The organism is Bacteroides sp. B1-V-101, assembly GCF_023656585.1.
GTDB classification, from domain to species: domain Bacteria; phylum Bacteroidota; class Bacteroidia; order Bacteroidales; family Bacteroidaceae; genus Bacteroides; species Bacteroides thetaiotaomicron.
This window is the reverse complement of sequence record NZ_JAMOKH010000054.1, coordinates 1-23,054: the sequence shown is the minus strand read 5'-3', so window position 1 is coordinate 23,054 and position 23,054 is coordinate 1. Positions and strand designations below refer to the sequence as shown.

32 protein-coding genes are annotated in these 23,054 nt (G+C 52.4%); 20 read left to right on the top strand and 12 right to left on the bottom strand.

The features are described 5' to 3' along the window. Positions 1-88: 88 nt before the first annotated feature. The 4 genes from mobC to NBH01_RS24340 all read right to left on the bottom strand — a co-directional run bounded on the left by mobC (position 89) and on the right by NBH01_RS24340 (position 4,338). Positions 89-2,107, bottom strand: coding sequence for a conjugal transfer protein MobC (gene mobC, locus NBH01_RS24355; protein WP_004291482.1), 2,019 nt, complete (start codon positions 2,105-2,107; stop codon positions 89-91). A 30-nt stretch (positions 2,108-2,137) separates the two neighbouring features. After that, positions 2,138-3,385 carry a conjugal transfer protein MobB gene (gene mobB / locus NBH01_RS24350; RefSeq protein ID WP_004291483.1) on the bottom strand — a complete coding sequence of 416 codons (1,248 nt, stop codon included), beginning with the start codon at positions 3,383-3,385 and terminating at the stop codon, positions 2,138-2,140. Continuing rightward, a complete protein-coding gene (mobA, locus tag NBH01_RS24345) occupies positions 3,364-3,792 on the bottom strand; it encodes a conjugal transfer protein MobA (RefSeq protein ID WP_004291488.1) in 429 nt (142 codons plus the stop codon). The genes mobB and mobA overlap by 22 nt, the downstream gene beginning before the upstream one ends. Before the next feature lie 381 nt (positions 3,793-4,173). Then, the gene (locus tag NBH01_RS24340; protein ID WP_196029218.1) at positions 4,174-4,338 is read right to left on the bottom strand and encodes a hypothetical protein; all 165 of its coding nucleotides are present in this window, start codon (positions 4,336-4,338) and stop codon (positions 4,174-4,176) included. On the opposite strand from NBH01_RS24340, the gene NBH01_RS24335 reads away from it, so the two are divergent. From NBH01_RS24335 to NBH01_RS26745, 19 genes are all read left to right on the top strand, one after another. Further along, positions 4,337-5,263 carry a ParA family protein gene (locus NBH01_RS24335; RefSeq protein ID WP_005783105.1) on the top strand — a complete coding sequence of 309 codons (927 nt, stop codon included), beginning with the start codon at positions 4,337-4,339 and terminating at the stop codon, positions 5,261-5,263. The genes NBH01_RS24340 and NBH01_RS24335 overlap by 2 nt on opposite strands. A 2-nt stretch (positions 5,264-5,265) precedes the next feature. Beyond that, positions 5,266-5,706 carry a DUF3408 domain-containing protein gene (locus NBH01_RS24330; protein ID WP_004291503.1) on the top strand — a complete coding sequence of 147 codons (441 nt, stop codon included), beginning with the start codon at positions 5,266-5,268 and terminating at the stop codon, positions 5,704-5,706. A 2-nt stretch (positions 5,707-5,708) separates the two neighbouring features. Then, entirely contained in the window at positions 5,709-6,062 is a 354-nt protein-coding gene (locus NBH01_RS24325; RefSeq protein WP_004291505.1) for a DUF3408 domain-containing protein, read from the top strand. A gap of 16 nt (positions 6,063-6,078) precedes the next feature. Further along, a complete protein-coding gene (locus NBH01_RS24320) occupies positions 6,079-6,807 on the top strand; it encodes a hypothetical protein (RefSeq protein ID WP_004304280.1) in 729 nt (242 codons plus the stop codon). A 201-nt stretch (positions 6,808-7,008) separates the two neighbouring features. Then, complete coding sequence (locus NBH01_RS24315) at positions 7,009-7,326, top strand: DUF4134 domain-containing protein (protein WP_002560983.1); 318 nt, start codon at positions 7,009-7,011, stop codon at positions 7,324-7,326. 10 nt (positions 7,327-7,336) lie between these two features. Then, complete coding sequence (locus NBH01_RS24310) at positions 7,337-7,669, top strand: DUF4133 domain-containing protein (RefSeq protein WP_004291514.1); 333 nt, start codon at positions 7,337-7,339, stop codon at positions 7,667-7,669. Further along, entirely contained in the window at positions 7,666-10,170 is a 2,505-nt protein-coding gene (locus NBH01_RS24305) for a TraG family conjugative transposon ATPase (RefSeq protein ID WP_004291515.1), read from the top strand. Before NBH01_RS24310 ends, NBH01_RS24305 begins: the two co-directional genes overlap by 4 nt. A gap of 40 nt (positions 10,171-10,210) precedes the next feature. Then, the gene (locus NBH01_RS24300) at positions 10,211-10,591 is read left to right on the top strand and encodes a DUF3876 domain-containing protein (protein WP_004291516.1); all 381 of its coding nucleotides are present in this window, start codon (positions 10,211-10,213) and stop codon (positions 10,589-10,591) included. A 23-nt stretch (positions 10,592-10,614) separates the two neighbouring features. Then, entirely contained in the window at positions 10,615-11,238 is a 624-nt protein-coding gene (locus NBH01_RS24295; RefSeq protein ID WP_250700339.1) for a DUF4141 domain-containing protein, read from the top strand. Between the two features lie 9 nt (positions 11,239-11,247). Continuing rightward, complete coding sequence (gene traJ / locus NBH01_RS24290; protein ID WP_004291518.1) at positions 11,248-12,252, top strand: conjugative transposon protein TraJ; 1,005 nt, start codon at positions 11,248-11,250, stop codon at positions 12,250-12,252. Between the two features lie 31 nt (positions 12,253-12,283). After that, positions 12,284-12,907, top strand: a complete 624-nt coding sequence (gene traK, locus NBH01_RS24285) for a conjugative transposon protein TraK (protein ID WP_004291519.1) — start codon at positions 12,284-12,286, stop codon at positions 12,905-12,907. Between the two features lie 27 nt (positions 12,908-12,934). Then, positions 12,935-13,222 carry a TraL conjugative transposon family protein gene (locus tag NBH01_RS24280; protein WP_018697145.1) on the top strand — a complete coding sequence of 96 codons (288 nt, stop codon included), beginning with the start codon at positions 12,935-12,937 and terminating at the stop codon, positions 13,220-13,222. Further along, positions 13,203-14,555, top strand: a complete 1,353-nt coding sequence (gene traM, locus NBH01_RS24275; protein ID WP_004291521.1) for a conjugative transposon protein TraM — start codon at positions 13,203-13,205, stop codon at positions 14,553-14,555. The genes NBH01_RS24280 and traM overlap by 20 nt, the downstream gene beginning before the upstream one ends. 34 nt (positions 14,556-14,589) lie before the next feature. After that, positions 14,590-15,576 carry a conjugative transposon protein TraN gene (gene traN / locus NBH01_RS24270; RefSeq protein WP_004291522.1) on the top strand — a complete coding sequence of 329 codons (987 nt, stop codon included), beginning with the start codon at positions 14,590-14,592 and terminating at the stop codon, positions 15,574-15,576. Positions 15,577-15,578: 2 nt separating this feature from the next. After that, positions 15,579-16,154 (top strand): conjugal transfer protein TraO, encoded by a 576-nt coding sequence (locus NBH01_RS24265; RefSeq protein ID WP_004291523.1) that lies wholly within the window; start codon positions 15,579-15,581, stop codon positions 16,152-16,154. A 7-nt stretch (positions 16,155-16,161) separates the two neighbouring features. After that, positions 16,162-17,064: a DUF8464 domain-containing protein gene (locus tag NBH01_RS24260; protein ID WP_004291524.1), complete on the top strand. Its 903-nt coding sequence runs from the start codon at positions 16,162-16,164 to the stop codon at positions 17,062-17,064. Then, complete coding sequence (locus NBH01_RS24255; protein ID WP_004291525.1) at positions 17,061-17,564, top strand: DUF3872 domain-containing protein; 504 nt, start codon at positions 17,061-17,063, stop codon at positions 17,562-17,564. Before NBH01_RS24260 ends, NBH01_RS24255 begins: the two co-directional genes overlap by 4 nt. After that, a complete protein-coding gene (locus NBH01_RS24250; RefSeq protein ID WP_004291526.1) occupies positions 17,561-18,088 on the top strand; it encodes a glycoside hydrolase family protein in 528 nt (175 codons plus the stop codon). Before NBH01_RS24255 ends, NBH01_RS24250 begins: the two co-directional genes overlap by 4 nt. Positions 18,089-18,152: 64 nt before the next feature. Beyond that, a complete protein-coding gene (locus NBH01_RS26745; protein WP_004291527.1) occupies positions 18,153-18,542 on the top strand; it encodes a hypothetical protein in 390 nt (129 codons plus the stop codon). Positions 18,543-18,575: 33 nt separating this feature from the next. Here the strand turns inward: NBH01_RS26745 and NBH01_RS24240 are convergent, their stop codons facing one another. The 8 genes from NBH01_RS24240 to NBH01_RS24205 are packed head-to-tail and all read right to left on the bottom strand — an operon-like array spanning position 18,576 to position 21,921. Beyond that, complete coding sequence (locus NBH01_RS24240) at positions 18,576-18,884, bottom strand: hypothetical protein (protein WP_004304290.1); 309 nt, start codon at positions 18,882-18,884, stop codon at positions 18,576-18,578. A gap of 53 nt (positions 18,885-18,937) precedes the next feature. Then, positions 18,938-19,183, bottom strand: a complete 246-nt coding sequence (locus tag NBH01_RS24235) for a DUF6956 domain-containing protein (RefSeq protein WP_004291529.1) — start codon at positions 19,181-19,183, stop codon at positions 18,938-18,940. Continuing rightward, positions 19,180-19,413 (bottom strand): DUF3873 domain-containing protein, encoded by a 234-nt coding sequence (locus NBH01_RS24230; protein WP_004304291.1) that lies wholly within the window; start codon positions 19,411-19,413, stop codon positions 19,180-19,182. Before NBH01_RS24230 ends, NBH01_RS24235 begins: the two co-directional genes overlap by 4 nt. Before the next feature lie 19 nt (positions 19,414-19,432). Beyond that, positions 19,433-19,690, bottom strand: coding sequence for a DUF8466 domain-containing protein (locus NBH01_RS24225; protein WP_004291531.1), 258 nt, complete (start codon positions 19,688-19,690; stop codon positions 19,433-19,435). Between the two features lie 24 nt (positions 19,691-19,714). Further along, positions 19,715-21,046 (bottom strand): PcfJ domain-containing protein, encoded by a 1,332-nt coding sequence (locus NBH01_RS24220; protein ID WP_004291532.1) that lies wholly within the window; start codon positions 21,044-21,046, stop codon positions 19,715-19,717. Beyond that, positions 21,043-21,459 (bottom strand): PcfK-like family protein, encoded by a 417-nt coding sequence (locus NBH01_RS24215; RefSeq protein WP_004291533.1) that lies wholly within the window; start codon positions 21,457-21,459, stop codon positions 21,043-21,045. Before NBH01_RS24215 ends, NBH01_RS24220 begins: the two co-directional genes overlap by 4 nt. 13 nt (positions 21,460-21,472) lie before the next feature. Further along, entirely contained in the window at positions 21,473-21,694 is a 222-nt protein-coding gene (locus NBH01_RS24210) for a hypothetical protein (RefSeq protein ID WP_004291534.1), read from the bottom strand. 11 nt (positions 21,695-21,705) lie between these two features. Then, on the bottom strand, positions 21,706-21,921 hold the full coding sequence (locus NBH01_RS24205) for a hypothetical protein (RefSeq protein WP_004291535.1): 216 nt from the start codon (positions 21,919-21,921) through the stop codon (positions 21,706-21,708). Between the two features lie 296 nt (positions 21,922-22,217). Between NBH01_RS24205 and NBH01_RS24200 the strand changes: the two genes are divergently transcribed. Beyond that, positions 22,218-22,481 carry a hypothetical protein gene (locus tag NBH01_RS24200; RefSeq protein ID WP_005653600.1) on the top strand — a complete coding sequence of 88 codons (264 nt, stop codon included), beginning with the start codon at positions 22,218-22,220 and terminating at the stop codon, positions 22,479-22,481. Positions 22,482-23,054 lie beyond the last annotated feature (573 nt).

Here is a 23,054-nt window from a genome sequence, read left to right as displayed (position 1 = left end):
AACTGAAGTGCCCCCCAAAAAAATTGTATCCAACTTTTGGGGGTCACTTCAAACTTCGATAGGGATAATTTTCAATTTTGGGGACTTGTTAGACAGTCTCATTATCTGGTAGCAGTTTACACAGCACCGGATCGTTTTTGATACGCTCCAGTTCCTCCTGCACAATCTGCTTCACCTCTTCCTTGATGCGCCGGTAGTTCGCCTGCACCGTTTCCTTCATGCGGTCGTTGCCGTCCTCGTCCGTGAAGTTTGTAATGACGGGAATTTTCTTGTAGGCACTTTCTTCCCGTTTCACCTTTTCGGCATCCACCACAATCTCGCAATGAAAAATCTTCTGCTCGATACGCTCGTTGAAGTTGTCGGATACAGAACCGACAAACATTCCCTGCGTAAGCCCGGAAATCTTACTCGGTGGAATGAGCGCGTCCATCTGCGTGTTGATGGAGGTGGAAACATCCTGCCGGTTGATGGAGATGGACTGCCGTTTCTGCAACACCTTACCGAACCGCTCGGAGAGCGTCTTGGCTGTTTCCCCCACCACCTGACCGGAGAAAATATTGCCGACAGTGTTCATCACCACTTTCGCCTCTTTGTCCCCGTAGTCACGCACTAACTGGCTGAAATCCTGAAAGCCCAGACACACGGCAACCTTGTTGCTTCGGGCGGTAGCTATAAGATTGTCCAACCCTTTGAAGTATATTGTGGGCAACTCGTCGATGATGACCGATGACTTCAGCATCCCCTTCTTGTTGATGAGCTTCACGATACGGGAATTATACAGACCGAGTGCCGCACCGTAGATATTCTGACGGTCGGGATTGTTACCCACGCAGAGGATTTTCGGCTCTTCGGGATTGTTGATGTCCAGCGTAAACTCGCTGTCTGACATCACCCAGTAGAGCTGCGGTGAAATCATCCTCGAAAGCGGGATTTTTGCCGACGCTATCTGACCCATGAGCTGCTCCGCAGCCCCTCCAAGCCACGCATCCATGAACGGCGAAAGGTAGTTCTCCAGCTCCGGATAAGAGGTCAGTATCGGAAATATATCCTCGTAACGGCGGTTCAGAAACTCGATAGCATGGGGAAACGTGCAAAACTTCCCGTTCTGATAGATTTTGAGATACCAGATAATACTGGCAAACAGAATGATAGGTGACTCCACGAAGAAGTCGCCCTGCTTTTGCACCCACGTTTTATTGAGGTTGAGCATTATTGTGTAGGCACTCTCATAGGCATCCGTAATATCTTCCATAAAATCCGGGTGAATGGGATTGCACCGATGAGAGCGTCGCGGGTCGTCGAAGTTGATCACATAGAACTTCGGCTTTACCTTGTAGCCGTCCGGGTGGTTCAGCAAATGGTTGTAGGCAATAGTAGATAGGTCGGGATACTTGAAATCGTAGATGTATTGACTAAAGCCCTTTTCAATCTGTTGCTTGATAAAATTGTTTACCACGGCATAGGACTTGCCGCTGCCCGGCGTACCCAACACGATGGACGCACGGAAGGGATTAACTACATTGATCCAACCGTTGTTCCAGCGTTTCCTGTAATAGAAACGTGTCGGCAGATTGACCGAATACTCGCTTTCGATAAGCCTCGTTTCCTGCATGAAACTCTCGTTCTCGTTGTTGAAAACATCCTCCATCAAATTGTGTTTCAACAGGCGGCTCATCCACAGACCACCCATCAACAGGCAGACATAGCCCGTTCCAATGGTAAGGACATACAGTCCCGTCACCGCTTCAAGCGGCAGCGGCAGGGGCAGCAACCACCAGTTCAGGAAAAACAGCACGAACCCGACGGCAAATGCTGTCCAGATTCTCCCCCAAGTGATTTTCTCACCCTTGACACCCTTCGTACCCAGACAGGACAAGGCAAGCAAAAGGACGGAAAACAGCTTCGTGTAGAGAATGGAATGGAACAGCCCCGCCGTGCGGTCGAAGTTCAGAAGGATTTTGTCCACCACGCCGATGTTCACGCCCCACAGCCGGATGGCTTCGTAGCAGAACCAGTACACGTTCATGACCACTAAAATGATACTCACGGCACGCAGAAAATCCATGATTTTCGCCAATGCCCTCAAATCGTCTTCTTGTTGTGACATACATTGATTTTTTAATTGTTGATACTCTGATTACATACCCAAGCCCTTGCGTTTTTTCTTCTTTTTGCGCTTCATCGCCCGGATGAAAGCCTCTTCCTCGGCATCTACCGCCGGACCTTCGGGAGTGAGCAAGCCCATACCGCCCGATATATCTTCACTGTCGTAGGCGGTCTGCCCGTGTGCCTTGTCCGCAGCATCCACAGGGATGGATAGCGGTATCGGCGGTTGTCCGGCGTATGGCAGGGTGAAGTGTTCCTGCAAGGCATTCGCCGAAAGCTCCTTACCCATGCGCGAACCGTTCAGCACGCATCCCGTGCGGTGGTCGATGAAGGTAGCCCCATAGATGCGCCCTTCCTCTGTGTAGCGCAGTACGGTGTCGATGCCCTTCTCTTTGAGTTGGGATACAAATTTGTCCTTGTCATAAGTGCCTTGCAGCACGGAAAGGACGGTGCGTTTCGTCATGTCTGCCAGTTTCCTATCCTTGATTTCCGATTTGGAACGGACAAACTTCTTCTGTACGGCTTCATAGCCTGCGGACTTCCCGAAAAGCGAGGATTTGAACGGGTTGCCCACCTTGTTACCCTTGTCGTCCGTGACGGAATAGACCAGCCCGTGATACTCCCGTCCGCGCACGTTGCCCCTCGCTTCCTCCACCGTCATATTATATAAGGAAAGGAGCGCACGGTATTCGCCCATCGTCTGGAAACGGTACTGCCCATTCAGAGCCTTCACGGTGTTGCCTACCTGCTTCTTCACATCACCTGCCGATGCGGCCACCTTGCGCAACGGATTATCCAATCTCTGATTTTTACGTTCTGCCGGATGCAATCCGTACTTCTGTTCCAGTTCCCTGCGGATACGGTCGCTGCGGCGGTAGAGAAAATCCCGGTTGAGCCTTTTCCCGTTCTCGTCCACGTTGACCGTCACGATGTGCAGGTGGTGGCGGTCGATGTCCTCGTGCTTGAATACAAGATAAGGCTGGTTTCCGAAACCGAGTTTTTCCAGATACTCGCGGGCGATATTCTGCAACTCAATATCGGTCAGCACATCCTCCGGGTGCGGGTTGAGAGAGATATGCACCACCGGCTTCTCGATCTTCATCTGCGGTGGCAGGAAGGTGAGAAAACCCTCCATCGCCTTGCCTATGTCCACCGTTCCCGAACCGTCATTGTAGATGCGGTTGGTGGTGAGAAGCCGCCCCTGCGCCTCGTTAATCTTCTCCCCGTTGTAGGCAATCGCGCCGTACAACGAACTTCCTACACTGATTTTTGCGACCATTTTGCCTCCATTTCCCTTGAAAGTTCCACAATCCGGCGGCTCAGTTTCACGAGTTCGACGGTGTGTTGCTCTAATTTGTAGAGCAACGCCATCGCCTTTTTCTCTGAAAAATGCAGCCTCAGTTCCTTCACGACTTGGTTGTAATTCGTACCCACGGCACGGAATTGTGCATGAAAATCCGACAGTTTGGTGTAATAGTCCACCAACGTCTTGTCCACCTTCAGCACCTTGAACGGTTGCCCGAAGAAGTGCGCTTTGAGGAAAACAGACCGTGCATAGACACCCGATTTTCCGAACATGGCGAGGAAACGGTTGTGTTCCTCCTCGTTGAAACGGACGGTGTACCGGTACACCGCCGGATCAAGTTTGGGATTTCTCCCTGATTTGCTTTTCCTTTTCTCTTTCATATTACTTTGGATTTAGCGGATTGACGGCATAAGCCGCCGCTTCGGATTACAGCACCGCAGTTCTGAAAGGCTTCCCGACTTCGGAGGGAAAGCCCGCCCCCTGCAAGGGCAAGTGCTTTTCGTGGCTGCTCAAAATATTTTGAGCGGCTGAAAAGACATCTTGCTATGTTCAGGTGAACATAAAAATCCGTCAGGGGACGGATTGGGAAAATACCTTTCAGGACTCCGGGCCGCGCGTCATCGGCGAACCCTGCTGTCCGGGTGCAAAGTTACGCCCTTAAAGCGGTATCGGACAGATGCTTGACCCGGTCAATGACTGCCAACCGGCGCAACGTGCCGCCACTTGCCGGAGAAGTGATACAGGTTCCAAAATATACTTGTTTATTTGCAGCATGATTCAAGAAACGAACGATTTGAAGATATGATAAACGGAACATTCAAATACCCGGAAATCCGCTTCTTCGGATACTTGCCGAAACGGATACCCGAACCGTCGGAAACCCGGTTCTCCGACAATTCGGTGACGTATGGATTCAATGACTTCATGACGCAATGTCGTCAATCACCATTTGTCCGACGCACCGCTTCACCACAGAACCGGATACGCGACGACCCGCCTGCGTGTGTAGTCACGGAAGCGGATGGTGCGACAGCCAAATCCGTATGGAAACAGAAAAACAAATCATCAACAATTAAAATAAATGGAACTATGAGTAAGGAAATCTTCGTTGCATTCGCAACACAGAAAGGTGGCATCGGCAAATCCACTGTCACGGCACTTGCCGCCAGCTACCTGCACAACGTGAAAGGCTACAATGTCGCCGTCGTGGACTGCGACGACCCGCAGCACAGCATCCACGGGCTGCGCGAACACGAAATGGGGCTTATCGACAGCAGCACCTACTTCAAGGCTCTCGCTTGCGACCATTTCCGCCGGATCAAAAAGAACGCCTACACCATCGTCAAAAGCAATGCGGTGAACGCCCTCGACGATGCCGAGAGGATGATTGCCACTGAGGACGTGAAACCCGACGTGGTGTTCTTCGACATGCCCGGCACACTCCGAAGCAACGGCGTGATAAAGACGCTCTCGCAGATGGACTACATTTTCACTCCGCTGAGTGCCGACCGCTTTGTCGTGGAGAGTACCCTGAAATTCGTCACGATGTTCCGCGACAGGCTGATGACTACCGGACAGGCGAAAACAAAGGGGCTGCATCTGTTCTGGACGATGGTGGACGGCAGGGAGAGGAACGACTTGTACGGCATCTACGAGGAAGTGATAGCCGAAATGGGCTTTCCGGTACTTTCCACCCGCTTGCCCGACAGCAAGAAGTTCCGCCGTGACCTTTCGGAAGAGCGCAAGAGCGTTTTCCGCTCCACCATCTTCCCGATGGACACGGCACTGCTGAAAGGGAGTGGCATCCGGGAGTTTTCCGAAGAGATAAGCGACATCATCAGACCGCAGTGAGCATGGGCAGCAGGAAAGTGAACACGGAAGGCATCGACGAGGAACTGCTGTTAGCCTCCATCGGGCGGCGCACACAGGACGGGACACTGCGCCCCGCACAGGAAGTACCCGCAGCTGCACCGACCGAAGAGGACACCGCCGCACCGGAACCATCTCCTGTGCAACCCGTAACACGGGAAAAAGCGCAGAGGGAAAGTGGACGCCGGAAAAGGCAGGACGAGGACTACAACGAGCTATTCCTGCGCCGCAACGAGATAAAGACCCGCCAATGTGTCTATATCAGCCGTGACGTCCACGGCAAGATCCTCAGAATCGTGAACGACATCGCCGGAGGGGAAATCTCAGTAGGCGGATATGTGGATACCGTGCTGCGCCAGCATCTGGAACAGCACAAGGAGAGAATCAACGAACTGTACAAGAAACAACGTGAAGATCTGATTTGAAAATGGAAAAAGAAATGACACCGAATGAAAAAAGACCACAGCAAGACTGCGGAGGTATGTTTACCCAAGTGCAGGCGAGTGTGGAAATACTGTCGCCTGTCCCGGTAAGCGGCAAATGCAGTGAGAAGGACTATGAACGCCTGTTCATCCGCGACCCGGAAGTAAAGGCACGTGAGGGGAAGATGGCGTATGTGCGCCCGGAGTACCACGAGCGTATCATGCGTATCACCCGTGTAATCGGGCATGACCGGCTTACGCTGTCCGCTTACATCGACCATGTGCTGACGCACCACTTCAACCAGTGCGAAGATGCGATAAAGAGCCTTTATGCCCGAAATTACAATTCAGTATTCTAACCAAAAACGGAAGGATATGAATTACACAATCAGCATGACAGACATTCTGCTGGCGGTATCGGTCGGCTGCAACCTCTGGTTCCTGTTCCTGCTCCTTTACGAGCGCATCATGGACACGCGGATTGTCCGCTTCTTCAAGGGCATTGTCGGATTATGGCGGTCACTGGACGGGAATGAGGCTAAACGCATAGCGGCACACGAGGAAGTCCCTGCGGAAAAGGCGGACATCATCGGCAAGAGCCGTTTCAGGATGGCATCCACCCGGACAACCGCTGCCATACCGACGCAAGAAGCCGCCACTATTGAAAAAGGCATTGAGCTGTCGGAGGAAGAGGCTACTTTTGACGACGGAAAAACGGGAAACGCATCCCGCCCGGCACAAGTCCCGGAGGAAAAACTCGATGAGACCTTCACGAGCATACCGCCGGAGGAACTGGGATACGGGGACGACGAACCGGAAGAGGACGCCTCGGACACGCCACGGGCTTCGGGCAGCAGCTTTGACGAGATTGACGACGCCTGCAAGACCGCCAAAAACCCGGACGCGACACAGGCGGAACGTGAAAAGGCGGCTAAGGTGTTCACCGACATGGAGGGCACGGAGTTGTACGAGAAAATGATGGAAGGCTCTTCGGAGATAGGCATCCGCATCAAGGGGCTTATCGAGATTCGGCTGAAGAAATCTGAAAAGGAGTTCGTCGTGCCGGACAACATCGAGGAGTTCGACATTCGCAACTATGTATGACAACAATAAAAGAAATGAACATGAAAGAATGACATCAACCCACGCGGCGAGGAAACGCAAGGCGCATCCCCATCCGCAACGGACACGCCCACGTCCGTGGAAACAAACGGGCATCCACTAAAACCAAAGTAAAGAAACAAAGTATCAACCGCCCGACAAAGGACCATCCACCCTTTTGACGGCAAAAAACAAGAACAGTTTATGAACAAGAACATCTTGAAAAACAGAAAAGCAATCCTCTCCGCGGCACTTGTCATCGCCGCAACCGCCTCCGCTTTCGCGCAGGGAAACGGCATCGCGGGCATCAACGAAGCCACCTCTATGGTGAGTTCTTATTTCGACCCCGGAACTAAACTGATATACGCCATCGGTGCAGTCGTCGGGCTTATCGGGGGCGTAAAAGTGTACGGCAAGTTTTCATCGGGCGACCCCGACACCAGCAAGACAGCCGCCTCGTGGTTCGGCGCGTGCATCTTCCTGATTGTTGCCGCCACCATCCTGCGCTCATTCTTCCTTTAATAAATAATGTATGGCTGAATACCCAATCAACAAGGGTATCGGCCGTCCGGTAGAGTTCAAGGGCTTGAAGGCACAGTACCTCTTCATCTTCTGCGGAGGTCTGCTGGCTCTCTTCGTCCTGTTCGTCATCCTCTACATGGTCGGTATCGACCAGTGGATATGTATCGGCTTCGGCGCGGCATCGTCCTCCCTCCTTGTATGGCAGACCTTCGCGCTGAACGCCCGGTACGGTGAACACGGGCTGATGAAATTAGGAGCGGCACGGAGCCATCCCCGATACCTTATCAACCGGCGGCGGATAACCCGTCTGTTCAAACGACAACGAAAGGAAGAAAGACAATGAGGAATACATCGAAAATGACAACACTGGAAAACAGGTTCCCACTTTTAGCGGTGGAGCATGGCTGCATCATCTCAAAGGACGCCGACATCACGGTGGCTTTCGAGGTGGAACTACCGGAACTTTACACCGTGACGGGTGCGGAGTACGAGGCGATACACAGTTGCTGGTGCAAGGCTATCAAGGTGCTGCCGGACTACTCCGTCGTCCACAAACAGGACTGGTTCATCAAGGAACGCTACAAACCGGAGCTTCAGAAGGACGACATGAGCTTTTTAAGCCGCTCTTTCGAGCGTCACTTCAACGAGCGTCCGTACCTGAAACACACCTGCTACCTCTACCTGACCAAGACAACAAAGGAGCGTAACCGGATGCAGAGCAATTTCAGCACGCTGTGCCGGGGACATATCATCCCGAAGGAGCTGGACAGGGAAACCACGACCAAGTTCTTGGAAGCCTGCGAACAGTTCGAGCGCATCATGAACGACAGCGGGCTTGTCAGGCTGCGCCGCCTCTCCACCGATGAGATTGTGGGTACTGAGGGAAAGACGGGACTTATTGAACGCTACTTCTCGCTCATGCCGGAAGGTGACACCACCTTGCAGGACATCGAGCTTTCGGCAAGGGAGATGCGCATCGGCGACAACCGCCTGTGTCTGCACACCCTCTCCGACGCGGAAGACCTGCCGGGCAAGGTGGCTACCGACACCCGTTACGAGAAGCTCTCCACCGACCGGAGTGACTGCCGACTGTCATTCGCCTCCCCGGTGGGGCTTCTGCTCTCCTGCAACCATATCTACAACCAGTATGTGCTGATAGACAACAGTGAGGAAACCTTGCAGAAGTTCGAGAAGTCCGCCCGTAACATGCAGTCGCTATCTCGCTATTCAAGGAGCAACAGCATCAACCGCGAGTGGATAGACCAATACCTGAACGAAGCCCATTCCTACGGACTGACCTCGGTACGGGCACACTTCAACGTCATGGCGTGGAGCGACGATGCGGAGGAACTGAAGCATATCAAGAACGACGTGGGCAGCCAGTTGGCAAGCATGGAATGCGTGCCGCGCCACAACACCATCGACTGCCCGACACTCTACTGGGCGGCGATACCCGGCAATGCGGCGGACTTCCCGGCGGAAGAGAGTTTCCACACCTTCATCGAACAGGCGGTGTGCCTGTTCACAGAGGAAACCAACTACCGCAGCTCGCTCTCGCCCTTCGGCATCAAGATGGTGGACAGGCTCACGGGAAAACCGCTGCACCTTGACATCTCCGACCTGCCCATGAAGCGAGGTATCACGACCAACCGCAACAAGTTCGTGCTGGGTCCTTCGGGCAGCGGCAAGTCTTTCTTCATGAACCACCTCGTGCGCCAATATTATGAGCAAGGCGCACATGTGGTATTGGTGGACACGGGAAACTCCTATCAGGGCTTGTGCGGCATGATCCGACGCAAGACAGGCGGAGCGGACGGTGTGTATTTCACCTACACGGAAGATAAGCCCATCAGCTTCAACCCGTTCTACACCGACGATTACATCTTCGACGTGGAGAAGAAGGACAGCATCAAGACCCTGTTGCTGACGCTCTGGAAGTCGGAGGACGACAAGGTGACAAAGACGGAGAGCGGCGAGCTGGGCAGTGCCGTGAGTGCCTATATTGAGCGCATCCAATCCGACCGTAGCATCGTGCCGTCGTTCAACACCTTCTACGAGTATATGCGTGACGACTACCGCAAGGAACTGGCACAGCGTGACATCAAGGTGGAGAAGTCCGACTTCAACATCGACAACATGCTCACCACCATGCGGCAGTATTACCGGGGCGGGCGTTACGATTTCCTGCTCAACTCCACGGAGAACATCGACCTGCTCGGCAAGCGGTTCATCGTCTTCGAGATAGATTCGATTAAAGAAAACCGCGAACTGTTCCCCGTCGTGACCATCATCATCATGGAAGCCTTCATCAACAAGATGCGGCGGCTGAAAGGCGTGCGGAAACAGCTTATCGTGGAAGAGGCTTGGAAGGCCCTCTCATCGGCGAACATGGCTGAATATCTGCGCTATATGTATAAGACGGTCAGAAAATATTACGGCGAGGCAATCGTGGTGACGCAGGAGGTGGACGACATTATCAGTTCTCCGGTGGTCAAAGAGAGCATTATCAACAACTCGGATTGTAAAATCCTGCTTGACCAAAGGAAATATATGAACAAGTTCGACCAGATACAGGCGTTGCTCGGACTGACGGAAAAGGAGAAGTCGCAGATACTCTCCATCAACATGGCGAACAACCCTTCACGGCTCTACAAGGAGGTGTGGATAGGCTTGGGCGGCACGCAGTCGGCGGTCTATGCCACGGAGGTCAGCGCGGAAGAGTATCTGGCGTACACCACCGAGGAAACGGAAAAAGTGGAGGTTTACCGTCTGGCGGAGAAGCTGGGCGACGACATCGAAGCCGCCATCCGGCAGCTTGCCGAAAGGCGGAGAAACAAGGAATAACTAAAAAACAGAATGTATCAACCAAAAAAGAAAAACGCGTATGAATTTACCAAAAGTGAAAATGCTGCAAGTCAGCAAGTGCCTTATCGGATTGGCGGTCATGATGCTGCAATCCTGCGACGTGGCCGACAACCGCCGCGACATGCTGTGCGGGAACTGGGAGAGCGTGGAGGGAAAACCTGACGTGCTTATCTACAAGGAGGGCGAAGCCTACAAAGTGACGGTGTTCCGTCGTAGCGGTCTGCGCCGCAAGCTCAAGCCGGAAACCTATCTCTTGCAGGAGGAGAACGGCAACCTGTTCATGAACACCGGCTTCCGCATCGACGTGTCCTACAACGAGGCCACGGATGTGCTGACTTTCTCGCCAAACGGGGACTATGTGCGGGTGAAGCCGCAGCCGGGACATCCGACCGAAGAATAACAACCACTAAAATCCAAAGTAACATGAGAACAAGAATAACAATGATTATCTGCCTGTGCCTGCTTTTCGCGGGCAGGGCAAGCGCACAGTGGGTCGTAAGCGATCCGGGCAATCTAGCGCAGGGCATCATCAATGCCTCCAAAAACATCATCCATACCTCCAAGACCGCCACGAACATGGTGAGCAACTTTCAGGAGACGGTGAAAATCTATCAGCAGGGCAAGAAGTATTACGATGCCCTCAAATCGGTGAACAATCTGGTCAAGGACGCCCGCAAGGTGCAGCAGACCATCCTGATGGTGGGCGACATCACAGACATCTATGTGAACAGTTTCCAACGGATGCTCCGTGACGGGAATTTCAGACCCGAAGAGCTTTCCGCAATCGCTTTCGGCTACACGAAACTGCTGGAGGAAAGCAACGAAGTGTTGACGGAACTCAGGAACGTGGTGAACATCACCACGCTCTCCATGACCGACAAGGAGCGCATGGACGTGGTGGAACGCTGCCACTCGAAGATGAAGCGTTACCGCAACCTCGTGAGCTACTACACGAACAAGAACATCTCCGTGAGTTACCTGCGTGCGAAAAAGAAGAACGACCTCGACCGCATCATGGGGCTGTACGGGAACATGAACGAAAGATAATGGTAGCCTATGAAGTTCGACAACCTTCATCAGATTTTACGTTCACTTTATGAGCAGATGATGCCGCTGTGTGGGGACATGGCTGGTGTGGCGAAAGGCATCGCCGGGCTGGGTGCGCTGTTCTACGTCGCCTACCGGGTATGGCAGTCGCTGGCGAGAGCTGAACCGATAGACGTATTCCCGATGCTCCGTCCTTTTGCCATCGGTCTGTGCATCATGTTCTTCCCGACTGTGGTGCTGGGCACGATAAACAGCATCCTCTCACCCGTCGTACAGGGCACGGCAAAGATGCTGGAGGCGGAAACGCTGGACATGAACCGATACCGGGAGCAGAAGGACAAACTGGAATACGAGGCGATGGTACGCAACCCCGAAACCGCCTACCTCGTGTCCAACGAGGAATTTGACAAGCAACTGGAGGAACTCGGCTGGTCGCCCTCCGACATGGTGACGATGGCGGGAATGTATATCGACCGGGGAATGTACAACATGAAGAAGAGCATCCGCGACTTCTTCCGCGAGATACTCGAACTGCTGTTCCAAGCCGCCGCCCTCGTGATAGACACCGTCCGCACCTTCTTTCTCGTGGTGCTGGCGATTCTCGGTCCGATAGCCTTCGCCCTGTCGGTATGGGACGGTTTCCAAAACACGCTCACGCAGTGGATATGCCGCTATATACAGGTCTATCTGTGGCTACCGGTATCGGACATGTTCAGCACCATACTGGCGAAGATACAGGTTCTGATGCTGCAAAACGACATCGAGCGGATGCAGGCAGACCCGAACTTCTCGCTGGATTCGAGCGACGGGGTGTATATCGTATTCCTCTGCATCGGCATCATCGGCTACTTTACCATTCCCACCGTTGCGGGCTGGATTATCCAAGCCGGAGGCATGGGCGGTTACGGTCGCAACGTGAACCAGATGGCGGGACGAGCCGGAAGCATGGCGGGCAGCGTGGCGGGTGCAGCCGCAGGAAACGCAGTCGGACGTGTCGGCAAATTGCTGAAATAATCAATGTGCAATCATAAATTGGAAAATATAAATGGAATTCAAATCACTTAGAAACATCGAATCGTCGTTCAGGCAGATACGCCTGTTCGGTATCGTCTTCCTCTCGCTGTGCGCCGTGGTGACGGTGTGGAGCGTGTGGAACTCCTACCGTTTCGCAGAGAAGCAACGGGAGAAAATCTATGTGCTGGACAACGGCAAGAGCCTGATGCTCGCCTTGTCTCAGGATTTGTCGCAGAACCGCCCGGCGGAGGCACGGGAACATGTGCGCCGTTTCCACGAGATGTTCTTCACGCTATCACCTGAAAAAAGCGCGATTGAACACAACGTGAAACGTGCCTTGCTGCTGGCGGACAAGAGCGTGTACCACTATTATTCGGACTTCGCGGAGAAGGGGTACTACAACCGCATCATCGCCGGGAACATCAACCAAGTGCTGAAGGTGGACAGCGTGGTGTGCGACTTCAACGCCTATCCCTACCGTGCCGTGACCTACGCCACACAGAAAATCATCCGGCAGAGCAACGTCACCGAGCGCAGCCTCGTGACCACCTGCCGCCTGCTGAACGCATCGCGGTCGGATGACAACCCGAACGGTTTTACCATCGAGGGTTTCACCATCATTGAGAACAAGGATTTACAGACTATCAAACGGTAACAGGACATGAAAAGTATCAGAAAATCAATGTGGGGCATGTATTGGAAACTCCACGACAAACGGAAACGCTTGGCGGCAAGTCTCAAAGGGTATCTGGACGGCTTGCCGCCGGAAACACGCCGCCGCATCGTGCTGGGGATGTTCGCCGCCTTCGCGGTGCTTGCCCTTTACACCTTCGGCAGAGCCGTCTATGACATCGGCAGGAACGACGGCTCACATATGGAAACGGGACACGCCGGACGGGTGGAACTGCCGACCCCGGCGGAAACAGGCAATCACTTAACACCTTATTTATATGGAACAGACAAAGAATGAACCGACGAAAGAGAACAAAGCTGCTCCCGAAACGGGGAAACCGAAAAAGGAGCGCGAACCGCTGACAGAGGCGCAACGGCTGAAACGGCAGAAGATGATCGTGCTGCCCGCTATGGTGTTGGTGTTCATCGGGGCGATGTGGCTGATATTCGCCCCGTCCTCCGGCAAGGAGCAACCGCCGGGAACGGACGGATACAACACCGAGATGCCCGACGCTGACAAGGCGAACCGGCAGATTATCGGCGACAAGCTGAAAGCCTACGAGCATGGGGAGATGGAAGAGCGTCAGGAGAGCCGCAACCGTGCCATCGGGCAGCTGGGCGACATGTTCGACCGCGAGATAGCGGGAACGGAGAACGGAGTGGACTTCGACCTCGCCAATCCGGGCGGCAAGGAAGAAAGGGCAAAGCCAGCCACGCCGCAGACCATCCAGTCCTCCGCAGCCGCCTACCGTGACCTGAACGCCACGCTCGGAAACTTCTACGACCAGCCGAAAAACGACAATGCGGAGATGGACGAATTGTTGGAGCGCATCGCATCGCTGGAGTCGGAACTGGAAAGCGAGAGGGGCAAGGCTTCCTCTATGGACGAGCAGGTGGCTCTTATGGAGAAGTCCTACGAGCTGGCGGCAAAGTACATGGGCGGTCAGAACGGAGGACAGCCATCGGCGGAACAGAGGGCAGAGCCAACTACCGTGCAGAAAGGGAAGAAGAACAAGGCAATGCCTATCAGACAGGTGGAGCATCAAGTAGTTTCTTCACTCTCACAGCCTATGAGTAACGCGGAGTTTGTCGCCGCCTTATCGCAGGAACGCAACCGGGGTTTCAACACGGCTGTCGGCACGGCGGAGGTATTGGACAGGAACACCATACCGGCGTGCGTGCATGGGGCGCAGAGCGTGACGGACGGGCAGACGGTAAGGCTGCGCCTGCTGGAGCCTATGGCGGTGGCAGGCAGGACAATACCCCGGGGTGCGGTGGTGGTCGGCACGGGCAAGATACAGGGTGAGCGGCTCGACATCGAGATTACCTCGCTGGAATACGACGGCACGATTATCCCCGTGGAGCTTGCGGTCTATGACACGGACGGACAGCCCGGCATCTTCATCCCGAACTCGATGGAGATGAACGCCGTCCGGGAGGTCGCCGCCAACATGGGCGGCTCGCTGGGAAGCAGCATCAACATCTCCACCAATGCCGGGGCGCAGCTCGCCTCCGACTTGGGCAAGGGGCTGATACAAGGCACGAGCCAGTACATCGCCAAAAAGATGCGAACCGTCAAGGTGCATCTGAAAGCCGGGTACAGGGTCATGCTTTACCAAGAAAAATATTGAAAACAATAAAAATTACCACTAAAATCCAAAAGTAATGAGAAAAGTAATCATCATGTTTGCCCTCGCTATGGGCATCATAACTGCCAACGCGCAGGAGAATGTAACCGTTGAAACGACCAACGGAAGTGAACAACCGACCTTGACGAAGGAGGTCTATCCGCAGAAGGAGGCGGACGGCGACCTATATCACGGGCTGTCACGCAAGCTGACCTTCGACCGCATGATACCGCCGCACGGTCTGGAAGTGACCTACGACAAGACCGTCCACGTCATTTTTCCGGCGGAGGTGCGCTATGTCGATTTAGGCTCGCCCGACCTGATTGCCGGGAAAGCCGACGGAGCGGAGAACATCATCCGTGTGAAGGCTACCGTAAGGAATTTTCCCAACGAAACGAATATGTCCGTCATCACGGAGGACGGCAGTTTCTACACCTTCAACGTGAAGTACGCCGCCGAACCGCTGTTGCTCAACGTGGAGATGTGCGACTTCATCCATGACGGCAGCACGGTGAACCGCCCGAACAACGCGCAGGAAATCTATCTGAAAGAGCTGGGCAGCGAAAGCCCGATGCTGGTGCGCCTTATCATGAAGTCCATCCACAAACAGAACAAGCGCGAGGTGAAGCATATCGGCTGCAAGCGTTTCGGCATCCAATACCTGTTGAAAGGCATCTACACGCACAACGGCTTGCTTTATTTCCACACGGAGATAAAGAACCAGAGCAACGTGCCTTTCGATGTGGACTACATCACTTGGAAAATCGTGGACAAGAAGGTTGCGAAGCGTACTGCCGTGCAGGAGCAGATTATTCTGCCGCTCCGCGCGCAGAACTACGCCACCCTCGTGCCGGGCAAAAAGAGCGAGCGCACGGTCTTCACGATGGCGAAGTTCACCATCCCCGATGACAAGTGCCTCGTGGTGGAATTGAACGAGAAGAACGGCGGCCGTCACCAGTCCTTCGTGATTGAGAACGAGGATTTGGTACGCGCGGGTACCATCAACGAACTTCAAGTACGCTGACCATGAGAAAGTACATCGCAATAATCATCGCGTCGCTTGCCCTTTTTACAGGGCAGGCGCACGCCCAGCGGTGTCTGCCGAAGATGCAGGGCATCGAGGTGAGGGCGGACATGGCGGACGGCTTCAATCTCGGCGGCAAGGACGGCGGGTACAGCTTCGGGGCGGCTCTCTCCACCTACACGAAGAAGGGGAACAAGTGGGTGTTCGGTGGCGAATACCTGTTGAAGAACAATCCCTACAAGGACACCAAGATACCCGTGGCGCAGTTCACGGCGGAGGGCGGCTATTACTTCAAGATACTGTCGGACGCCCGAAAGATTGTTTTCGTCTATGCCGGGGCTTCGGCTCTCGCCGGATATGAGGCGGTAAATTGGGGGAAGAAGGTGCTGCATGACGGCTCCACGCTGCACGACCGGGACGCCTTCATCTACGGCGGTGCGCTGACGCTCGATGTGGAGTGTTACGTGGCAGACCGTATCGCCCTGCTTGCCAACCTGCGGGAGCGTTGCCTTTGGGGTGGCGACACACGGAAGTTCCACACGCAGTTCGGGGTCGGTATCAAGTTCATCATCAACTGACACGGGCATGGAAAGGACGGAAATAGATGCTGTCAGAAGGATGCCGCTTGCGGATTTTCTCGCACGGCTGGGGCATGAGCCTGTCAGAAGGAGCGGTAACGAGCTGTGGTATCTTGCCCCGTACAGGGGCGAGCGCACATCCTCTTTCCGTGTGAACGTGGCGAAACAGCTCTGGTACGACTTCGGTTTGGGCAAGGGCGGCGACATCTTCACGCTTGCCGGGGAGTTTCTGCAAAGCGATGACTTCATGAAGCAAGCGAAGTTCATAGCGGAAGCCGCCAATATGACGGTTGCCGGATGGGAAAAGCCCGTCTATCTCTCGAAGCCGACCGAATCCGTTTTTGAGGATGTGGAGGTCGCTCCGCTGCTCCGCTCACTGCTGACGGAGTATTTAGAGGAACGGGGCATCCCTTACGCCATCGCATCCCGTCACTGCTGCCGCTTGAACTACGGTGTGCGTGGGAAACGGTATTTTGCCGTTGGCTTTCCGAACATGGCAGGTGGCTATGAAGTCAGAAGCCGATATTTCAAGGGTTGCATACCTCCGAAGTCTGTATCACTGGTAAAGGCGAATGACATCCCGGCTGACGAGTGCCTCGTGTTCGAGGGCTTCATGGACTTTCTCTCTGCCGTGACGCTTGGTGTAACCGGTAACGCTGACTGTCTTGTGCTGAACTCAGTCGCCAACGTGGAGAAGGCGGCGGGATTGCTGGACGGATACGGGCGCATCGGCTGCTTCCTCGACCGTGACGAAGCCGGACGGCGGACGCTTGCCGCACTTACCATGCGATACGGGGAACGTGTCACCGACCGTTCCTCCCTCTATGACGGTTGCAAGGACTTGAACGAGTACCTGCAACTGACAACGAAAAAACAGAAAAACAACCATCTAAAAATCGAAGAACAATGAACATACTGAACAACAGAAACAAGAGAACATCAATATTCAAGGCAGTGGCGTTATGCCTGATAGCCGCCATGTCATTCACCCTCGTGTCATGTGACGATGACATGGACATCCAGCAGTCCTATCCCTTCACGGTGGAGGTCATGCCCGTGCCGAACAAGGTAGTAAAGGGGCAGACAGTGGAAATCCGCTGTGAACTGAAAAAGGAGGGCGACTTTTCGGGTACGCTCTATACCATCCGCTATTTCCAGTTCGAGGGGGAAGGCTCGCTCAAAATGGATAACGGCATCACCTTCCTGCCTAACGACCGCTACCTGCTGGAGAACGAAAAATTCCGCCTGTACTACACGGCGGCGGGTGATGAGGCGCATAATTTCATCGTGGTGGTGGAGGATAACTTTAGCAACTCCTACGAACTGGAATTTGACTTCAACAACAGGAATGTAAAGGACGACGATCTTACCATCGTTCCCATCGGCAACTTCAGCCCCTTGTTGAAATGATGCGTGTATTCATGACAATGCTCTGTTCACTTCTGACGGTCTGTTCTGTGTCCGCGCAGATCAGCCGCCAAGAGGGAACGGACGGGCAGGCGGCAATCTACCGACTGCCGCTTATGGAACGTGCTTTTTTATGCTGCCGCTACTTTGAAGGCTGGCACTCAGAAAAACACTACCCATACGTCGGTTGGGGTCACAAACTTTTGCCAAACGAGAAGTATTCGGCACGAACCATGACAAAACGGGATGCGGATGAACTTTTGCGGAAAGACCTGCGCAAATTTGTCGCCATGTTCCGTAAATTCGGGGTTGATTCGATTTTGCTTGGCACGTTAGCTTACAATGTGGGACCGGCGAAGCTGTTAGGCAGCAAAACAATCCCCAAAAGCACCTTAATCAAGAAGCTGGAAGCTGGTGACAGGAACATCTACCGTGAGTATATAGCCTTCTGCAACTACAAAGGAAAACGCCACGCCATGCTGCTCAAACGGAGAAAGGCGGAGTTTGCGCTGTTGTATATCCCATAAAAGGACTGACAAAACTGGCAAAAGACGTGCCATATTTAACTTGGCACGTCTTTTGCTCTATCACTTGATAGATTATCGTAGGATTTTCTCGTTAATTGACATCGTTGAGCCATTTTTGCCTATCGGTTTCCAAATAACACTTCAAGTTGTAAGTGTTGTGAGAGCAATACAAAACATAGTTATTAACCATAAAAAGTATAGCGAAATTATGAAGAAAGTATTTAGGAAAATTCAGAAAGGAACAACAAAAATGATTGAACGTATCAAATCGTTGGGGGAAATGGAGACGAAGCAGAAATGTGTAGTTCAACGGTTCGAGATTATCATTCCCCTCCACCAAAAAATAACGACCCAATATATAGCCTCCGCAAGTTTTACTTGCGGATTTTTTAGTTATCGCAGATTGGACAAAGGTTTCTTTGCTACTTTCTTTGTCCGCCATCATGCTCACTGAAAGAAAGTAGGGCGGCTCTCGCCGCCCCGCCACTCAAAAGCGTGTGTAAAGTCCCGTCACCATCGTGAACATTTCCTCCAGCATATCAAAATAGATACCCTCGTGTACGGCAATGTCCTTTGTCTTGCACTCAAAGGTCTTTTTGCTGAACGTCCTGCGGTAGAAGCGCATATTGTAGAGGTCTGCCCCTTCGTCATAGATGATGTCAAGGCGGTTGGCACTTGTTTTGTTCCTTGCAAGGCTCATCCGTAAGCCGTTGCCCATATCTATGAAATCACGGCTACCTGTCATGGCGGTGAAGCGTTTTCCGCCTATCTGCTGTAATATCGTCTTGGCTATCATATCTTTTGTTTTTAGGGTTTTAAGTATTGGCGGTGCGGACACCGCCATCCCGTTCAAAATTCTCGCATTTCGGAAATGGGGGTCTGCCGTTGTAGCCACTCTTTCACACATTCCATATTGTACTCGCTCGTGATGACTGCCGTATGGCTGTCGGTGGCGGTGAAACGTGTGCTTTCGTAATCATCTATCCACCCCTTGAGGGTGTCCGTTCCCCACGCTCCGGTATCGTCAAAGATACCGTCCAATGCCGTGATAGGTTCGCTGAACTTGACTATCAGCGTTTGATAGGTCGTGTTCATAGTCTGTCCTCCTTTCCCTTCTTTGCGTTCAGCCACTTGTCCCGTGCGGCTCGGCACTCGTCCAACGTGGGTTTGACACAAGAGAACAATTCTCTGTCTATGGGGTGGCGGTAGTCGTACTGCACAAGTGTCCGCCTGCGTCTTCCGATACCCGATTGGAAACGCTCGTATTTCTCCGTACCTGCTTCCGCGCAGGTGCTTACTCCGTTGATGGTCATTCGTGTTGTCATAATGTTGCTTTTTAGATGGTTAAAAATGTACTGACAGAACTCTGTTCTTCATCACCATTTCGGGGTTGCTTGTGTAGCGTTGGTGCAGGTAGAAATGGTGTGAGCCGAAGCCGTAAAGGAAAAACTTGTCAAGTTCGTGCTTCTCGGCAAACTCCTTTACGCTCTTTCTCAATTCCCCCTCACTCGTTGTGAGAGTGAGGAGGTTCACAAATTCAAGGAACATCGTGGGGATTGCATCATCCCACACACAAATCATACTTTCAATTCTTACTTCCATATCAATGTTGTTTTAGGGGTTATGCTATGCCGCTTTCATCCGCTCACGGATAAGGTTGGCGTTCTTGTTCACAAGGTCTATGATGCGCTCGTGATATTCGGTGTCCTGGTTGTGCTTGCCGTGGCACTGCACCACTTCGAGGGTTCGCAAGTCCACCTCTACGGTTTCAATAATCTCATCGCCAATCCTTGCCGATAGTATGAGGGTGTCGGCTTTCTTGTAGTATCCACTGCCAAACACGCAGATGCCCTGCGTCTTGCCCTCGTTGTAATACTCGTCTATGCTTTCAAGCACCTTGACGATTATTTCCTCGTCCGTGATTACCAAGCCGAAGAATTTGGATTTGTTGGCGATGAAATCCTCCGCATCTTTCTTTCGTTGGAGTTGTCGCTGTTGCTCACGCTCACGCCTTTCAATCTCCCAACGGCGTTGCTCTGCGGCTCTTTCCTTCTCGTGTATGGCTTCAATTTTTCGGGTTGCGTTGTCGTGTGCCGCCATGAAATCTTCGGGACAGATGTTCTTCGGGTTACGGAGGTCTTGACCGAGTTTTTTGAGCATACGCAGATAGTCGCACCACATTGAGAGGTTGTCTATCTGATACTTGTGACGCTTGGCAATCAGATATGATGCCCAACATTCATCGGCAGTACGGGTATTGAAAAGAAAGTGTTTCATGACCTCAATCTCACCGCCTTTCATAAGGGTTTCAATTCTTGGGTCTGAAAGCAAGGCTTTGAAAAGACGCACGGGGGAGATGCCGTGGAAATCGCCCTTGAAGCCGTTACGTCTGAGTTGGGGCAATATCCTCATCTTTGGATATGCACAGCTTCTTGCCACCACATCATCGTATAGGCTGTTGTGCGGTCTTACCTCCATATCGCTGCCTAATGCCCACACATCGCAATAGCAGAAAAGGAAGCCACGGAGCAACGCCATGTCCGTAACCTTGCCGTCGGGTGAAATCCAACGCTGCACGACCTCGTGGCAGTAGAAACGCATCGGTTCGCCTTTCCTGCTCTCGCATCTGACCTGCGCCACGCGGATTACCTGATACCCTTTGCAGGTGGTTATCACGCTGAAATTCTGCGTTTCCTTGTAGATGCGTCTGCGTGTGTCCTGCACTTTGAGTTCGGCATGGCATTTGGGGCAGGTGCAGCCTTCAAGGGTGTCGCATAGTCCGCTGTCGCTGTGCCACTCGTGACCGCAGTCGGAACAGGTGATGTTCCCTTTCTTGGTGCGGTAGCCGATATGCTCAACGCAGTGGCGGTATGCCCAATCTATTTGTGTCGCTGATATGGGGCGAAGGTTGGCGGAAAGTCTTGCCACCTCTTTCTGTATCTTGGTCTTCGGTTTCATAAGCCTAAATCAAATAATGAGGGTTGGGGTTGGTTTTCTTTTCTCGCTGACGGTCTGTGGCGGTTCTGCAACTTGCGGAGTTCCTCCTCTTGGTATTTGCGGACAGCGTTCTGACGTGCCTCCGCCTTTTCCTCTGCCGTGAGTTTCACAACGTGGTTCACAACCACTTGGCAGTCCATCGGTTTGCCCACCTCTATCTCGTTTTCCTCATAGTAGTGGATGGCTTGCCCGAATATCTCTCCGTCCGTGAAACCGTTGCAACCGCTTTTCTGCACATAGTTCAGAATGTGGGTCACGCACTCGTCCATGTTCTTGGCAGGGTTGCGGTACTTCTTTGCAAATAGCGCATCTTCCTCCGCACGCTGTTCCAAGTACATATATATCGTTCTCTTGAAATGGTCTGTTCCTTTCATATCGCTGTCATTTTTAGATTATCTGTTTCAGTATCTCTCTCCAATAGGTCGGCTCTACCTCGCTGAGAAGGAAGTCCATGAAATCCCTCCGTGCGTCCTTGTTCAGTTCGTGGTACAATCTTCGGAAAGTTTCAAAATTGCCGTTGATGTACGTTTCCACCATATACACGAAGATGTTGTCCACCTCGTAATATCTGCACTGCTGCGCTGCCGTCTTGCTGTTTCTTTTTGCCATGTCGGTAAGGGTTAAAGGGTGAATAACCAAAGGATGAAGCCAAAGAAGGCAATGGTGGAAAGGATAGCCACGATTACACCTATCGCCACTCGGAACACTCCGTTTACAATCTCTCTGATGATGCCCCAAAGGATGCCGAACACCCCGAAGGCGGTGCGCATCATCAAGCCGCATATCGCCAACCCGATGTGTTGCGCCATTTGTCTGAAATTTGCCGTTGCCGTCATATCTTCGCTGTTTTTGATTTTTTTGTTTTTAATGCGGATTCAAGAGCTGAGGGAGTTGAGTTTCAAACTATCTTATCTGCCTCTCGTTTATCCGACATTTTTTTTATGCGTCTTTCTGTCGCATCGGTCGTTTTCGTTTCGGGTGCTTGAAAAGGTAGGGATTAGGGAATGCAAGGTTTTTCGGTCAAAATACTACCCGCAGGGCTGGAGATTTTTACCGAAAACAGGAGGCTTGACCTTGCTTTCCCGTCCAATCCCGGAATTACCTTTGCGCCCAGAACGAAAATGACTGACTGATGCGGCTTACTGAAAGGCGCAAAATGGAGGTAAACGAAAACAGAGGCAGATTGTGTAGAAAAAAACTTCAGGGGAAAATCCGTAAAAAAAAGAATCACCAAAAGGAAAAAGACATCACCGGAAGCGTGAAAAGGGCAAACCACAACAAAGGAAGTATGATTGTTTCCGATCCGACGGAACTTGTTCAGCCGGGTGGCAACAATCATTCTTCCCGGTTTGTCCGGCTGTGTGTGGGCGCCTGTTTCATTCATGGGGCAGGCTGACACACTCTGCATTCACTTTCCGCTTCCGGCAAAAGAGACAGCGAAAAAAGAAAAATCATTTGAAAACCCGTAAAAGCACCTCTTGGCATAGGCGCAAAAGAAAGGGGCATTGCTTCATCTGTCTAAACATCGTTTAGGCGTGAGGCAATGCCCTTTTCTCCAGCTATGCGGTAGTCGGCACACGTTTGTTCCAAACTCGTTTTGGGCAATGGTGTGCCGACGGACAATACCGCTTTTACGGAAAATTCTTATGAATGAGGGGATAAAAAACGGGAGTTTATATCAAAATCTCGAATTAAATAGCTACTTTTGCATACGAAGAGTTCTTTGAAGGTTACGCAACGCGCAGAAGGATAATGCAGTAGATAACTAACTAAATCGTAACCTATTACTATCAAGAGCAATTAACCTACGCTCATTTCCAATAAATTACACTCTTTTCGTAACTTCCATAAGCAAATGTACATATTTATTTTTAAGCAAGTGCTACATTCAGATACTTTTCTCTGTAGCTTATCCATCTTTTCCTGATAGGTCCTTGCATTTCTCCTGCCTGTACCGGGGTAAGCATAT